The following is a 12,726-nucleotide window of genomic DNA, read 5'->3' as shown; positions in this document are numbered from 1 at the left end:
GGCGACCGCCCGCTGCTACCGTTTCAGAAGCTTCAACCGCAACCTGCTTGCACGGTAGCCGTCTCGTAGGCAGTGCGCCGGGCCGTCAGCCGGAACGGCACGTCGCCGAGCTCGCGCTCCGACATGGTGTCGAGCACAGGATGCGACAGCGGATCGATCACCCATCGGGTGGTCTCGCTTTCAGGCGACCGGCTTTGCCGCGCGCCGGCAGCGGAAAAGACCCTGAGCAATGACAAAATCTTCATCGGATTTTCCTCCACTGGTCTGCTTGTTTCGCTAAAATCTGCCAATCAGCCCCGCGTTTCAATTGAGATTTCAATCGCGGCGGTTTAGAAAAACTGTATGGTCATGCTGAACCGCGTCCACCTCAACGGCTTGCGCGCCGTGGAAACCGTCGCCCGTCTGGGATCGCTTTCGGCTGCGGCGAGCGAACTCAACGTGTCCGCCAGCGCCGTCAGCCAGCAGGTCAAGCGAACGGAAGAGCAACTCGGCCAGACGCTGTTCGAACGAACGGCAAGCGGTCTGGTGCTGACCGAATTCGGCACCGTCTTCACCGCGCGCCTTGGGGCAGGTTTCCGTGAGCTTGCGCACGCCGTGGCGCTCGCCGACGAGACCTCAGAATGCACGCTGGTGGTTTCGGTCGCGCCGGCCTTCGCCTCGAAGTGGCTGCTGCCGAGGCTGTCGCGGCACTTCGCCCGGCATCCGAATGTGCTTTTGCGCATCGACGCCTCGGGCCGGATCGCCGATCTCGACCATTCCGACATCGACATCGGCATCCGGATGGGCGACGGCAAATGGCCGGGCGTCCGCGCGGAACTGCTACTGGCGCAGGAGGTGTTTCCGGTCTGCGCGCCGTCGATCGCGGCCAGACTGAAGTCGATCCAAGACCTGGCGCAGATCTGCGCCATCACCGACGAGCGGTCGATGATCAGTTGGGACAGTTGGTTCGAGGCGGCCGGGGTGAAGCCTGTCACCTTTCTCAAGGGTGCGCGTTTCACCGACCCGATGCTTTGCCTGGAATCGGCGATTGCCGGCCATGGCGTGATGCTCGCCTGGCAATTGCTGACGGCTGACGCTCTCACCGACGGCCGACTGGTCGCGCCGTTCGGCGTGCGCGCTGAGAGCGGGTTGGGCTACTGGCTGGTGACCGCCAAGACCGAAAGCCGCAAGGTCAGGGATTTCAAGATCTGGATCCGCGAAGAGATAGCGGCGACCATGGCGCAATTCGGCTCGCTCGCCAGCGTGGGTTGAACCTGGGCGCACGACCCCAAAAATCGGAATCGATTTTTGGAAAAGGATCATGCGCAAGATCAAAGTGCCACAGCGTCCTTTGCGCGTCCGACAGGACGCGCGGCGCTGTGGTAGTCGCAATCGCTGTGGAAAGCGCAGCGACGGCGATCTATGTAGGAACCAGACACCACATCACGGCAGGCAGGATCATGACCACACATTCGCGCGGCGTTTCCGCAACGATCGACCCGGTGAAACTCGACAGGCTGGCCGAAGTCGCCATCAAGGTCGGGTTGCAATTGCAGCCGGGGCAGGATCTGGTGCTGACGTCGTCGATCGCAGCGCTGCCTTTGACGCGGCGGATCGTCGAGCACGCCTACAAGGCCGGCGCCGGCCTGGTGACGCCGATCTTCAACGACGATGAGATCACGCTGGCGCGCTTCCGCCATGGCGCCGATGCCGGCTTCGACCACGCCGCCGGCTGGCTCTATGAGGGCATGGCGAAGGCCTTCGCCAACAATGCGGCGCGGCTCGCCGTGCGCGGCGAGGATCCGTCGCTGCTGTCGGCGCAGGATCCGGCGAAAGTGGCGCGCGCCAACAAGGCGAACTCGATGGCCTATCGGCCGGCGCTGGAAAAGATCACCGGCTTCGACATCAACTGGAACATCGTCGCCTATCCTGATCAGGCTTGGGCTAAGCAGGTTTTCCCGGGCGATACCGACGACGTCGCCGTAGCCAAGCTCGCCGACGCCATCTTTGCCGCCTCACGGGTCGATGTCGACGACCCGATCGGCAACTGGATGGCGCATAACGCCGCACTTCGCGGCCGCACCGCATGGCTGAACGGCCATAATTTCCACGCGCTGCATTTCACCGGACCCGGCACCGATCTGACCGTCGGTCTCGCCGACGGCCATGAATGGATGGGCGGCGCTTCGACCGCCAAGAACGGCGTCACCTGCAACCCGAACATCCCGACCGAGGAGGTCTTCACCACGCCGCATGCCAGGCGCGTCGAGGGCCATGTTTCGAGCACCAAGCCGCTGTCCTACCAAGGCACGCTGATCGATGAGATCTCGGTGCGTTTCGAGGAAGGCAGGATCGTCGAGGCAAAGGCTTCGAAGGGCGAGGACGTGCTGAAGAAGGTGCTCGACACCGATGAAGGCTCGCGCCGTCTTGGCGAGGTCGCGCTGGTGCCGCATTCCTCGCCGATCTCGGCGAGCGGGCTGCTGTTCTTCAACACGCTGTTCGACGAGAACGCCGCCTGCCACATCGCATTGGGACAGTGCTATTCGAAGTGCTTTGTCGACGGCGCCTCGCTCAGCCAGGACGAGATCGCGGCGCGCGGCGGCAACAAGAGCTTCATCCATATCGACTGGATGATCGGCTCGGACAAGATTGACATCGACGGCATCGGCAAGGACGGCAGCCGCGTGCCGGTCATGCGCAAGGGCGAGTGGGCGTAAGGAGCCGCCAACAGCCGTCATGGCGGTCAACCCCGGAGTTGACGATGAAACTCGACATCAAGGTCAAGCGCATCTATGAGCCGCCCTCGCCTAACGATGGGCAGCGGGTGCTCGTAGACCGCGTATGGCCGCGCGGCGTCCGCAAAGAAGACGCCGAGCTGACGCTATGGCTGAAGACCATTGCGCCAAGCGATGAATTGCGCAAATGGTTCGGCCACGAGCCGACGCGCTGGATGGAATTCCAGCAGCGATATCGCGGCGAGCTCGACAGGAACGGCGACGCGGTCGGCCAGCTGCGCGCCCTGTTCGACAAGGGCCGGGTGACGCTGCTCTACGGCGCCCAAGACGACATGCATAATAACGCAGTGGCTTTGGCCGACTATCTCAGCCTAAAGGGTTGAGGCGGCACGTCCGCTGCACCGCGTCTATTTCCCAACCACCGCCTGCTGGTAAACATCAGGCTTGAAGCCGACGAGGATGCGATCACTGAGCTCCAGCACCGGCCGCTTGATCATCGTCGGCTTGGCCAGCATCAGCGCCTTGGCTTTGTTCTCGTCGAGGCTCAGCTTGTCCTTGTCCGACAGTTCGCGAAACGTCGTGCTCGCCTTGTTGAGCAGGATTTCCCAGCCGACCTTGCTGGACCAGCCGTCCAGCCGCTTCGCGTCGAGCCCTTCGACCCGGTAGTCGTGAAACCGGTAGGCGACGTCATGGCGTTCCAGCCAGGTGCGGGCCTTCTTGATCGTGTCGCAATTGGTGATGCCGTACATGGTGATCGTCAAGATTGTGATCCTCGGACTGATCTGTGTTCGAATCCGGCGGCACCCTAAAACCGCATTTGCGACTTTGCCAGCGGCCAGGCCGGCATCTTCAAATTTTTGGGCTTGCCAATACTAAGGAATTTTCCTAAGTATTTTCCCGAACCATCTTTGGCCATGCGCAGTGCCGCGAGGAAGACATGACCGTCGCAACAAGCCCACAGACCGCGAGTCCGAACGTCCCACCGATCGACGGCATTTTCCGGGCGCTTGCCGATCCGACGCGTCGACGTGTTGTCGAGCGGCTGAACAGAAGCCCCGCCTCGGTCGGCGAGCTTGCCCAGCCCTTCGACATGGCCCTGCCCTCCTTCATCGAACATCTCAAGGTGCTGGAAGGTTGCGGGCTGGTGCGCTCGCAAAAGACCGGCCGCGTCAGGACCTACCGGCTTGCGCCAGAGCCGCTAAAGCTCGCCGAAAACTGGCTGGCCGAGCAGCGTGCAATGTGGGAGCGCCGCCTCGACCAATTCGATGCCTACGTCATGACACTCAAGGAGAAAGACATATGAGCCAGGCCCCTCTGTTCAAACCGGACCCCAGACTGGACCTCGTTCTCGAACGCGTCGTCGACGCGCCGCGAGAATTACTCTGGACCGCCTACACCAAGCCCGAGCATGTCCGGCAATGGTTCACACCGAAGCCGTGGATCGTCACCGATTGCGAGATCGACCTTCGGCCCGGCGGCCTGTTCAGGACCCGCATGCAATCGCCCGACGGCAAGGAGATCAACGACAGGCATTGCTGCTACCTCGACATCGTGCCGCGCGAGCGGCTGGTGTGGACCGATGCACTGCTGCCCGGCTATCGGCCGTCAGGAGACCCATTCATCACAGCAATCATATCCTTCCAGCCGGAAGGCAAGGCGACGCGCTACACCGCGACCGCCATCCACCGGGATGAGGCAACGCGCAAGAACCACGAGGAGATGGGCTTTTTCGATGGCTGGGGCACCGTGGTCGACCAGCTTGCGCAATACGTCAAGACGATTTGAGCAGATTGACTATGACGTGGCGATCAACGGCCAGCGATCCAGGTCCTTGTACACCGTCAGACCGCGCAAGCTGTGAATAAGAATGAATTCCCTTGCCACAAAGCTGATCGGATCGATGGGCTGCCTAGGGATGAATTTTTGGTCATAGGCGAGCGTCATGTGCGGAACGAAATGATCTGACGACCTGAGGCCGTTCGTCTTCATTCCGATCCCAAGCAGCCGGCTGAGTTCGCAAACCGGTCCGCTATCGGCCAGAAGAACTAGCGGTCGCGAGGGCGGCCTTCCCCCGCCGCCGGACGGCCGGGGAAGCTTACGGCATGGCGAAATGTGACTTCAAACTCTGGCATGATGACAAGTCGGCCTGACCGGGATGCAGCGAAGACGGTTTTCGGTCGAAGCCTTTTGTAGTCGCCGACATGTTGAAGACTGACGGAAACCGCTCTTCCAACAGCAGCGAGCCAGTTATGCCATTGACGTAGCAGAGTTGTTTCTGCACCGCCGAAAACGGGGAATAGTCCTTCTGCTGCAAGAACAATCCGAAGAACACATGATCAGGCCGTTTCGGCTGCCATGGCGGGGCGGGTATGCCGAAATCGAATTCGCCTTGGCGATACATACGCTCACGTTCGGCGAGGAACGCTCCTGTTTTACCATAAGAACAAAACGGGAACACACCTCCGGAGTCAAGCATGGTTCGAGGAACCCACTTACCCCGTCACGCCTACGTCAGATAGCAGCCGCGCTCGGTGGCGAGGCGGCGCACCAGTGCCAGCACGTTGTCGATGGTAGGCGTCGGCTGGCCAGTCAGCCGGCCAAGCTCCTGGACCGCCGTCACCAGCGCGTCGATCTCCATTGGACGGCCGCGCTCCAGATCCTGCAGCATCGAGGTCTTGTGTTCGCCGACGTCGCCGGCACCCTTGATGCGGCGGTCGACCGAGATCGGGAACCGGACGCCGAGGCTTTCGCCGATCGCCTGCGCCTCCAGCATCATGGTGCGGGCAAGCGTGCGAGTTGCCTCGTCGGCAGCGATTGCCGCAAGCGTGCTGCCGGTCAGCGCGGAAATCGGGTTGAAGGAGAGATTGCCCCAGAGCTTCACCCAGATTTCGCCGCGGATGTCGTCGCGGACGGGCACCTGCAGGCCCGCAGAAACCATCTCCTCGGCAAGCCGGGTGACACGTTCGCTCCTCTCGCCCGAGGGCTCGCCAAGCGAGAAGCGTTTTCCCTCGATGTGGCGGACCAGGCCGGACGCGTCCACCTCGGCAGCGGGATAGACGACCGAGCCGATGACGCGATCCGGCCCAAGCCGGTCCCAGATCACCCCACCGGGATCCACCGCTTGCAACCGCGTGCCTTCGAGCGCCCCGCCGATTTTATGGAAATACCACCACGGCACGCCGTTCTGCATGGTGACGACGGCCGTCCCCTCGCCCAGCAGCGGCGCGATCTGGTCGAGCGCTGGTGCGAGAGAATGGGCCTTGAGCGCCAGCACGACATAGTCCTGGACGCCCAGTTCCGACGCCTGCGCGGCGGCCCTGACAGAGGCGACGGATTCATGACCGTCCTCGATCAAGCGAAGCCCGTTCGCCTTGATCGCATCGAGATGCGCGCCACGCGCCACGATCGACAGATCGACCCGGCCGGCCATGGCAAGCTTGGCCGCGAGATAGCCACCGATCGCGCCAGCGCCAAAAATGGTGATCCGCATCATTATCCCAGACCGGGTTTGGCAAGACCGAGCTTGGTCGCGAGACCGATGCGCTGCAGCTTGCCCGTCGCGCCCTTCGGGATTTCGTCCAGGATCAGGACAATGCGCGGCACCTTGAAGTCGGCAAGCCGCATCGCGGCAAAGCTGCGAATATCGCCTTCGGTCGCGGCCATGCCCTCGCGCAGCACGATCGCAGCCGCGACCTCCTCGCCGAGCTTAGCGTGTGGCGTGGCGAAGGTGACGACCTGTGCCACCGCCGGATGGTCCATCAGCACGTCGTCGACCTCGAGCGGCGAGATCTTCTCGCCGCCGCGGTTGATGATCTCCTTGAGCCGGCCGGTGACGCGCAGATAGCCGTCGTCGTCGAGCACGCCCTGGTCGCCGGTATGAAACCAGCCATGCGCGAAGGCCGTGGCATTGGCGTCCGGATTTTTCTCGTAGCCCGCGGTGACATTAGCCCCGCGAATGACGATCTCGCCGGTTTCACCCGGCTTCAGCAATTGCCCGTCCAGCGCCATCACCGCCACCTCCGGTCCGGCGGCGGCGCCGACGCTGCCCGGCTTGCGCAGGCCCGGCGGCAGCCGGTTCGAGGCCATCTGGTGCGCAGCCTCCGTCATGCCGTAGGATTCAATCACCGGGCAGCCGAAGGTTGCTTCCAGCTCGGCCATCACCTGCGGCGGCAGCGATGCCGAGGACGAGCGGATGAAGCGGAGAGGCGCTGTCGCCAGCGCCTCGGCATTGCGCGCCGCACGCGGCAGGATCGCCTGATGCATGGTCGGCACGGCCGTGTACCAGCTCGGCCGCGCCTCGCTTAGCCAATGGAAGAAGCGCAGAGCATTGAAGCCCGGCGTGCAGAACACGCTGCCGCCGACGGCAAGCGAGGACAGCACCGCCGCGATCAGCCCATGGATGTGGAACAGCGGCATGATGTTGAGGCAGCGATCACCTGATGTCAGGCCGAGCGTCGCGCCGATATGGGCGGCTGAGGCGGCGAGATTGGCATGGCTGAGCGGCACCAGCTTGGGTCGTGACGTGGTGCCGGAGGTGTGCAGCAACAACGCGATGTCGCCATCCTCCGCCAGGCCGGACAAAACAGACGGACCAACCGGTTTGCCCTCGATCTTAAAACTGCCGGCTGCCGCGTCACCCCGCGTGACCAGCCTCAGCACCGCTATGCCGAGACGCTCGGCAACCGCGACCGCTGGGCCGCTTTCGTCCTCGGCGACCAGGATTGCGTTGGCGCCGATGTCGGAGAGATAAAAATCGAGTTCGTCGGCCCGGTAGGCCGGGTTGAGCGGCGCCGTCGAGGTGGCGGCCGCCACGGCGACAAAGGCAGTGGCCATCTCCGGCCCGTTCGGCAGCACGATGGCTATCCGGTCGCCACGGCCGAGGCCCAGTGCATGGAGCTGCGCTGCTGTTTCGGAGATCAGGCGGCGCAGCCCGCCATGGGTCAGCGTGATCCTGTCGGGTGCCGAAATCGCCGGCGCTTCATCCGCTCCGGCGGCAAGCGGTTCAATGATCGACGCTTCAGACAACGCGAACCTCTAGGTCGCCGACGCCATCGATATGACCGCGAAGAACATCACCGCGAACAACCGCGCCGACGCCCGCCGGCGTGCCGGAAAGAATGATGTCCCCCGGCATCAACGTGAAAAGACCTGAGAGATAGCTGATCATTTCCGGAACTTTCCAAATCATCTGGTTGAGGTCTCCGGTCTGTTTGCGCTCGCCATTGACGTCCAGCCAAATCGCTCCCTGGGTTGGATGACCGATCGAGCTTGCCGGAACCAACGGCGTGCATGGCGCCGACGCCTCGAAGGCCTTGCCGACCTCCCATGGACGGCCCATGTCCTTCGCCTTACCTTGCAGGTCGCGCCGCGTCATGTCGAGACCTACGCCATAACCGAATACGCAGTCCAGAGCCTTTTCGACCGCGATGTCCGTGCCGCCGCTTTTGAGCGCCACGACCATTTCGATCTCGTGATGGACATCGTTGGAGGCCGGAGGATATGGAAATTCTCCGCTAACATTGAGGTTGTCGGGGTTCTTCTGGAAGAAGAACGGTGGCTCCTTGTTGGGGTCGTGTCCCATCTCGACGGCATGCGCGGCATAGTTCCGCCCGACGCAATAGACGCGGTGCACCGGAAACATCTTGTCGGTTCCCGCCACCGGAATGCTTGGGATTGCGGTCGGTTCGATGACGTAGCTTGAGGTCGTGCCGTGCATGTTCACTGTCTTGCTCCTGCATAGTATTCGACTTTGGCTTCGGCCCTTTCGATCAGTTCGGCGATCAGCAGGGCGAAGGCAAAAAGGATGATGGTCAAGGCCCAGAATTCGGCCATGCGGAAATTTCGCGAGAAGGTCTCGAACAGCGCGCCGTAGCCGACGATGGCGACGAGCAACTGGCCGATGACGACGCCCTTGACGCCGCGGATGAGGCCGAGGCGGATGCCGGCGAGGATCTCCGGGAGTGCCGCCCACAGGATGATCTTGGAATAGAGCGCCGGGCGCGAGGCGCCATACGAACGCGCCATCTCGATCAGTGACGGCGATATGTGGCGGACCCCGGCGCGTGTGTCGAGAACGATGATCCAGATCGCAAACAGGAACACCGCTGCAACGATCGTCTTCTCGCCGAAGCCGAACAGGATCATCAGCACCGGGACGATGGCCGAGAGCGGTGCGCTTGAAAAGATGTTGACCCACATGCCGAGCAAATCGTCGGCAATCTTGATGCGTCCCATCAGGACGCCCAGAGGCACGCCGATGACGATCGACAGGGCCATGCCCATGGCGAAGGCGCGAAGGGTCGTGACCGTCGCGCTCTGCCAGGACGAGGTCTGTACGAGATTGAACGCTGCAGCCAGCACGTCGCTAAACGGCGGCAGCAGAAAGATAAGGTCCAGCCGGCCGACGACTTCCCATACGACGCACCAGACGAGCAGAGATGCCATCATTGGTACACGGTAGCCAAACAAGGTCATGGCCGGTCACTCCACATACTGCTTCAGCCCCTGCCAGATCTCGTCGACGGTATCGAGATAGTGCCTGTCGCGATGAATGCGCTCCGGGTCGCCGGAGCGATCGATTTCCGGTTCTATGATCTGCGAGACCCGGCCGGGTCTCGGCGACAGCAACACGATGCGGTCGGAGATGTAGACCGCCTCCTCGATCGAGTGCGTGACGAAGATGAAGGTCTTGTTCTGGTTGGTGCGCAGCCGGATCAGGTCTTCCTGGAACTTCCGCCGGTTCTGCTCGTCGACCGCCGAAAACGGTTCATCGAGGAGCAGGACGTCGGCATCGACCGACAAGGCCCGCGCCAGGCCGACGCGCTGGCGCATGCCGCCCGACAGCTCGTGCGGATATTTGTCCTCGAAGCCGGCGAGCCCCACCTCGGCGATATAGCGGCGGGCGATGTCCTCGCGCTCGGCCTTGTTCGTGCCGCGCAATTCCAGCCCGAAGGCCACGTTGCGTGTCACGGTCGCCCAAGGCATCAGCGCAAAGTCCTGGAACACGAAAGCGCGTTCGGGGCCTGGGGCGCTGACGCGCTTGCCGTTGATCGCGACGGTGCCGCCATCAGCCCGTATCAGCCCGGCTATGATCTTCAACAGCGTCGTCTTTCCGCAACCGCTGGGTCCGAGAAGGCTGGTCAGCTTGCCCCTGGGAAAGTCGAGATCGATGCCGCGCAACGCCTCGACATTGCCGTAGGTCTTGGAGATTCCTCTCACTTCCACGATTGAATCGATCGGTGCGGGAACCGGCGACGGTCCATTTCGCAATGCGGTCGCGCCCATTTTAAGCACCTCTACTCTCGGGCCTGAAAACACGGACTTCCACCCACTGCAGAAAGACGAGCGTCAGGGTGGAAAGCGCGATGATCGAGGCAATTGTTGCGTACATCTCGGCGTAATCTGCGCGCGAGCGGTGGAAGGTGATGAGGTCGCCGATGCCGGTCGGGGTGATCAGCAGCTCGGCGAGCACCACGCCGACGAACCCGGCAGCGACGCCGAGGCGCAAGCCGGCAAAGATCACCGGGCTGGCGTCCGGAAGAATGATCTTGGCGACGGTCTGCCAGCGTGTGCCCATGAACGATCGGCACATGGCCAGCAACGACTCGTTGACGTTGCGCACGGCCTTGTAGGTGTTGAGCACGATGACCGGCAGCGCCAGGATCATGACGGCGAGCGTCTTGGCGGTCATGCCGATCCCGTAGACGAAGGTGACCATTGGAATGAAGGCGGCGACGGGTGCAGCCTGAAGCACGATGAACACGGGGATTAGCAGCCATTCGCCGGTGCGCCATAGACCACAGATCGTGCCGAGACCGACACCCAGGAACGCCGACAAGACAACGCCGAGCACCAGCGGCTGCAGCGTCGAGAGGTAGGCAGTTGCCAGGCTGCCATCGGCGAGCAATCCGAAAAACGCGACGATCGTGTCGGAAAAAGTTGGGAAGGCGAAGCTGACGGGAATGCGGCCGGCCACCTCCCAGATTCCCGCGAACAAAGCGATCGACACGAGCCTGAGCAGGATCGGCTGGTCCCATGATGCGCCCGTTGCACTGCGATTGGAACGAGGAGCGAGGCCGGCAGCCTCGCCGTCGGTTCTGATGCTTACGGCCATCCGGCAGGCCGCCTATTTCTTGCCGAGCTTGGCGACAGCACGGTCGAGTGCCGAGACATCCCAGAAGTTCTCGACCTTGAGGCTCGCGGGATCGCCTTCGATCTGGCCGGCAAGGCTGAAGAAGGCAAAGTCGTCTGCGGCCGCATCCGCTCCGCCGCCATTCAGCGCAAGGCTGCCGGCTTCCGCGGTTTCCTTGTAGTATTCGGTGATTTCGCCATCCGCTTCCGCGCCGAGATCCGGCAGCAATTTGTACTTGTTGCGGAGCTCGACCGCCACCGCCGGGTTCGCAGTGATTTCGCGCGCGGTCTTCATCAGTTCCTCGACCAGGATATCGACGTCGGCGGCGTTGTTCTTCAGATAGTCTGCGGTCGCGAAAAGCGCTTCGTCCGAGGCGCCGAGATCCTCGACCGGCAAGACGATGAACTTTCCGGGGGCTTCGGCCTCGAGCGCGCGCCTGTTGGCGGCGTCGACGATCGACGCCTTGATGGTTCCCTGGAGCAGCGCATTGCGGCGAACCTCGGAGCCCGGGACATAGCTGATGTTGCCGAGCTTGATGCCGTGATTTTTCGCCATCAGGAGCATGACGGCCTCGGTACCAGAGCCGCGCGCCTGAACGGCGACTTCCTGCCCGTCGAGATCCTTCCATTCCTTGTAGAATTCGCTGTTGACGACGGGAAAGAAGCGCAGCGTCGATATCTGCGCAAAGATGCGAATCGGCACGCCCACCTTCTGGATCAGAGTATAGGGCGCGCCGATGCCGACATCGGCCTGGCCGCCGACAATGGCCTGGGCAGCCAGATCCTCGTCATTGAGAATGATGAGCTCGACATTCACGCCGCGTTCCTTGGCGCGCTCTATCGCGGCGAGTGTCTGGATGGATTCTATACCGGGAAGGTCGCCGAATGCGATGCGCATGTCGCCCGCGTTAGCGGCCGACAGGGGCAGTGCCCATGCCAGGGCCGCGACAAAAGCGGTGGCAAGGATGGTACGTCTGGTCATGCTGGCCATTGTCATTCCTCCCGTTTCTTGTAACCATTACCTTAATTGGTTAAGGCCACAGACCGGATTGGTCAAGGAGAAACTGCGGCGTGTCGGACACGTTCGCCCAGAAAACTCGGCAGTTGACGGTTTGCGCTAATCGTTTTAACACCAACAAAGGGAAATCTTATGCGAATTGGTTAAATTGATGGACGATCCCGGAAATGGCGGCCACGCCGCCCTGGTTCAGCTTCAGGCCTATCTTGCCCAGATGGACCATGCCGGCGAGACTCGGCTGCCTGCCGAGCGGGAACTGTCGGAGAGCCTCGGCGTATCGCGCGGCGATCTGCGCAAGGCGCTGGCGGTGCTCGAGAAAGACGGCCGCATCTGGCGTCACGTCGGCAGGGGCACCTTCGTCGGCAGTGGACCGGTCGAGGAGACGATTGGGATTTCGGAAATCGCCGGGCGCACGAATCCGGCCGACGTGATGCGCGCGCGTCTCATCATTGAGCCCGAGATTGCGCGCGAAGCGGCGCTGCACGCCACGCTTTCGGATATCGCATCGATGCGGCAATCGCTGGTGCAGACGCGGGAAGCCGTCACATGGCGGCAATATGAGAACATCGACAATCTGCTCCACCGCCAGATTGCGCAGGCGAGCCGCAACAATGTGCTGCTCGGCCTGTTCGACGTCCTGAACGCGGTGCGCCGAACCGTGGTCTGGGGACGTCTTCGTTCAGATGGCGCCCGTCCTCCGGCGGACCATCACAGCTTTGCCGACCATGAACGGATCGTCGAGGCGATCGCCGAACGCGACCTTGGCGGCGCGGCCGCGGCGATGCGCCTGCATCTCCAACAGGTCGAGCGGCGCCTGATCCCTGTCCGCGAAGCCGCCGAATAGCTTGGATTGGCCACGCTACA

17 protein-coding genes are annotated in these 12,726 nt (G+C 62.6%); 6 read left to right on the top strand and 11 right to left on the bottom strand.

The features are described from left to right. Window positions 1-32: 32 nt before the first annotated feature. Window positions 33-245, bottom strand: coding sequence for a hypothetical protein (locus EOC94_RS08555; protein ID WP_095483940.1), 213 nt, complete (start codon window positions 243-245; stop codon window positions 33-35). A 97-nt stretch (window positions 246-342) separates the two neighbouring features. Between EOC94_RS08555 and EOC94_RS08550 the strand changes: the two genes are divergently transcribed. From EOC94_RS08550 to EOC94_RS08540, 3 genes are all read left to right on the top strand, one after another. After that, on the top strand, window positions 343-1,251 hold the full coding sequence (locus tag EOC94_RS08550) for a LysR substrate-binding domain-containing protein (protein WP_127289751.1): 909 nt from the start codon (window positions 343-345) through the stop codon (window positions 1,249-1,251). A 188-nt stretch (window positions 1,252-1,439) separates the two neighbouring features. Then, window positions 1,440-2,696 (top strand): aminopeptidase, encoded by a 1,257-nt coding sequence (locus tag EOC94_RS08545; protein WP_127289749.1) that lies wholly within the window; start codon window positions 1,440-1,442, stop codon window positions 2,694-2,696. Window positions 2,697-2,740: 44 nt separating this feature from the next. After that, window positions 2,741-3,097, top strand: coding sequence for a DUF488 domain-containing protein (locus EOC94_RS08540; RefSeq protein ID WP_127289747.1), 357 nt, complete (start codon window positions 2,741-2,743; stop codon window positions 3,095-3,097). Window positions 3,098-3,121: 24 nt separating this feature from the next. Here the strand turns inward: EOC94_RS08540 and EOC94_RS08535 are convergent, their stop codons facing one another. Beyond that, on the bottom strand, window positions 3,122-3,475 hold the full coding sequence (locus EOC94_RS08535) for an ArsC family reductase (protein WP_126103309.1): 354 nt from the start codon (window positions 3,473-3,475) through the stop codon (window positions 3,122-3,124). A gap of 176 nt (window positions 3,476-3,651) precedes the next feature. On the opposite strand from EOC94_RS08535, the gene EOC94_RS08530 reads away from it, so the two are divergent. Together EOC94_RS08530 and EOC94_RS08525 are read left to right on the top strand one after the other, a co-directional pair. Then, complete coding sequence (locus EOC94_RS08530) at window positions 3,652-4,017, top strand: metalloregulator ArsR/SmtB family transcription factor (protein WP_127289745.1); 366 nt, start codon at window positions 3,652-3,654, stop codon at window positions 4,015-4,017. Next, window positions 4,014-4,499: an SRPBCC family protein gene (locus EOC94_RS08525; protein ID WP_127289743.1), complete on the top strand. Its 486-nt coding sequence runs from the start codon at window positions 4,014-4,016 to the stop codon at window positions 4,497-4,499. Before EOC94_RS08530 ends, EOC94_RS08525 begins: the two co-directional genes overlap by 4 nt. A 9-nt stretch (window positions 4,500-4,508) precedes the next feature. Here EOC94_RS08525 and EOC94_RS34505 read toward each other — a convergent pair whose 3' ends face one another. The 9 genes from EOC94_RS34505 to EOC94_RS08485 all read right to left on the bottom strand — a co-directional run bounded on the left by EOC94_RS34505 (window position 4,509) and on the right by EOC94_RS08485 (window position 11,835). Further along, window positions 4,509-4,703 (bottom strand): hypothetical protein, encoded by a 195-nt coding sequence (locus EOC94_RS34505; protein WP_245465524.1) that lies wholly within the window; start codon window positions 4,701-4,703, stop codon window positions 4,509-4,511. 106 nt (window positions 4,704-4,809) lie between these two features. Then, window positions 4,810-5,190 (bottom strand): hypothetical protein, encoded by a 381-nt coding sequence (locus EOC94_RS34500; RefSeq protein ID WP_245465523.1) that lies wholly within the window; start codon window positions 5,188-5,190, stop codon window positions 4,810-4,812. Between the two features lie 30 nt (window positions 5,191-5,220). Beyond that, window positions 5,221-6,204 carry a 2-dehydropantoate 2-reductase gene (locus EOC94_RS08515; protein ID WP_127289866.1) on the bottom strand — a complete coding sequence of 328 codons (984 nt, stop codon included), beginning with the start codon at window positions 6,202-6,204 and terminating at the stop codon, window positions 5,221-5,223. Window positions 6,205-6,206: 2 nt separating this feature from the next. Next, a complete protein-coding gene (locus EOC94_RS08510; protein ID WP_127289741.1) occupies window positions 6,207-7,739 on the bottom strand; it encodes an acyl--CoA ligase in 1,533 nt (510 codons plus the stop codon). Then, entirely contained in the window at window positions 7,732-8,430 is a 699-nt protein-coding gene (locus tag EOC94_RS08505; protein ID WP_126107223.1) for a fumarylacetoacetate hydrolase family protein, read from the bottom strand. Before EOC94_RS08505 ends, EOC94_RS08510 begins: the two co-directional genes overlap by 8 nt. Before the next feature lie 2 nt (window positions 8,431-8,432). Beyond that, window positions 8,433-9,188 carry an ABC transporter permease subunit gene (locus tag EOC94_RS08500; protein WP_127289739.1) on the bottom strand — a complete coding sequence of 252 codons (756 nt, stop codon included), beginning with the start codon at window positions 9,186-9,188 and terminating at the stop codon, window positions 8,433-8,435. A 6-nt stretch (window positions 9,189-9,194) separates the two neighbouring features. Then, a complete protein-coding gene (locus tag EOC94_RS08495; protein ID WP_127289737.1) occupies window positions 9,195-9,998 on the bottom strand; it encodes an ABC transporter ATP-binding protein in 804 nt (267 codons plus the stop codon). Between the two features lies 1 nt (window position 9,999). Then, window positions 10,000-10,827, bottom strand: a complete 828-nt coding sequence (locus EOC94_RS08490; RefSeq protein ID WP_127289735.1) for an ABC transporter permease — start codon at window positions 10,825-10,827, stop codon at window positions 10,000-10,002. A 12-nt stretch (window positions 10,828-10,839) separates the two neighbouring features. Further along, on the bottom strand, window positions 10,840-11,835 hold the full coding sequence (locus EOC94_RS08485) for an ABC transporter substrate-binding protein (RefSeq protein ID WP_127289733.1): 996 nt from the start codon (window positions 11,833-11,835) through the stop codon (window positions 10,840-10,842). A 178-nt stretch (window positions 11,836-12,013) separates the two neighbouring features. Here EOC94_RS08485 and EOC94_RS08480 point away from each other — a divergent pair, with 178 nt between their 5' ends. Beyond that, window positions 12,014-12,706 carry an FCD domain-containing protein gene (locus EOC94_RS08480; RefSeq protein WP_126103317.1) on the top strand — a complete coding sequence of 231 codons (693 nt, stop codon included), beginning with the start codon at window positions 12,014-12,016 and terminating at the stop codon, window positions 12,704-12,706. Window positions 12,707-12,726 lie beyond the last annotated feature (20 nt).

The sequence above is a fragment of the Mesorhizobium sp. M6A.T.Ce.TU.016.01.1.1 genome (assembly GCF_003997065.1).
Classification (GTDB): Bacteria; Pseudomonadota; Alphaproteobacteria; order Rhizobiales; family Rhizobiaceae; genus Mesorhizobium; species Mesorhizobium mediterraneum.
Note: the sequence above shows the minus strand (reverse complement) of the source record. Positions and strands in the feature narration are given on the sequence as shown.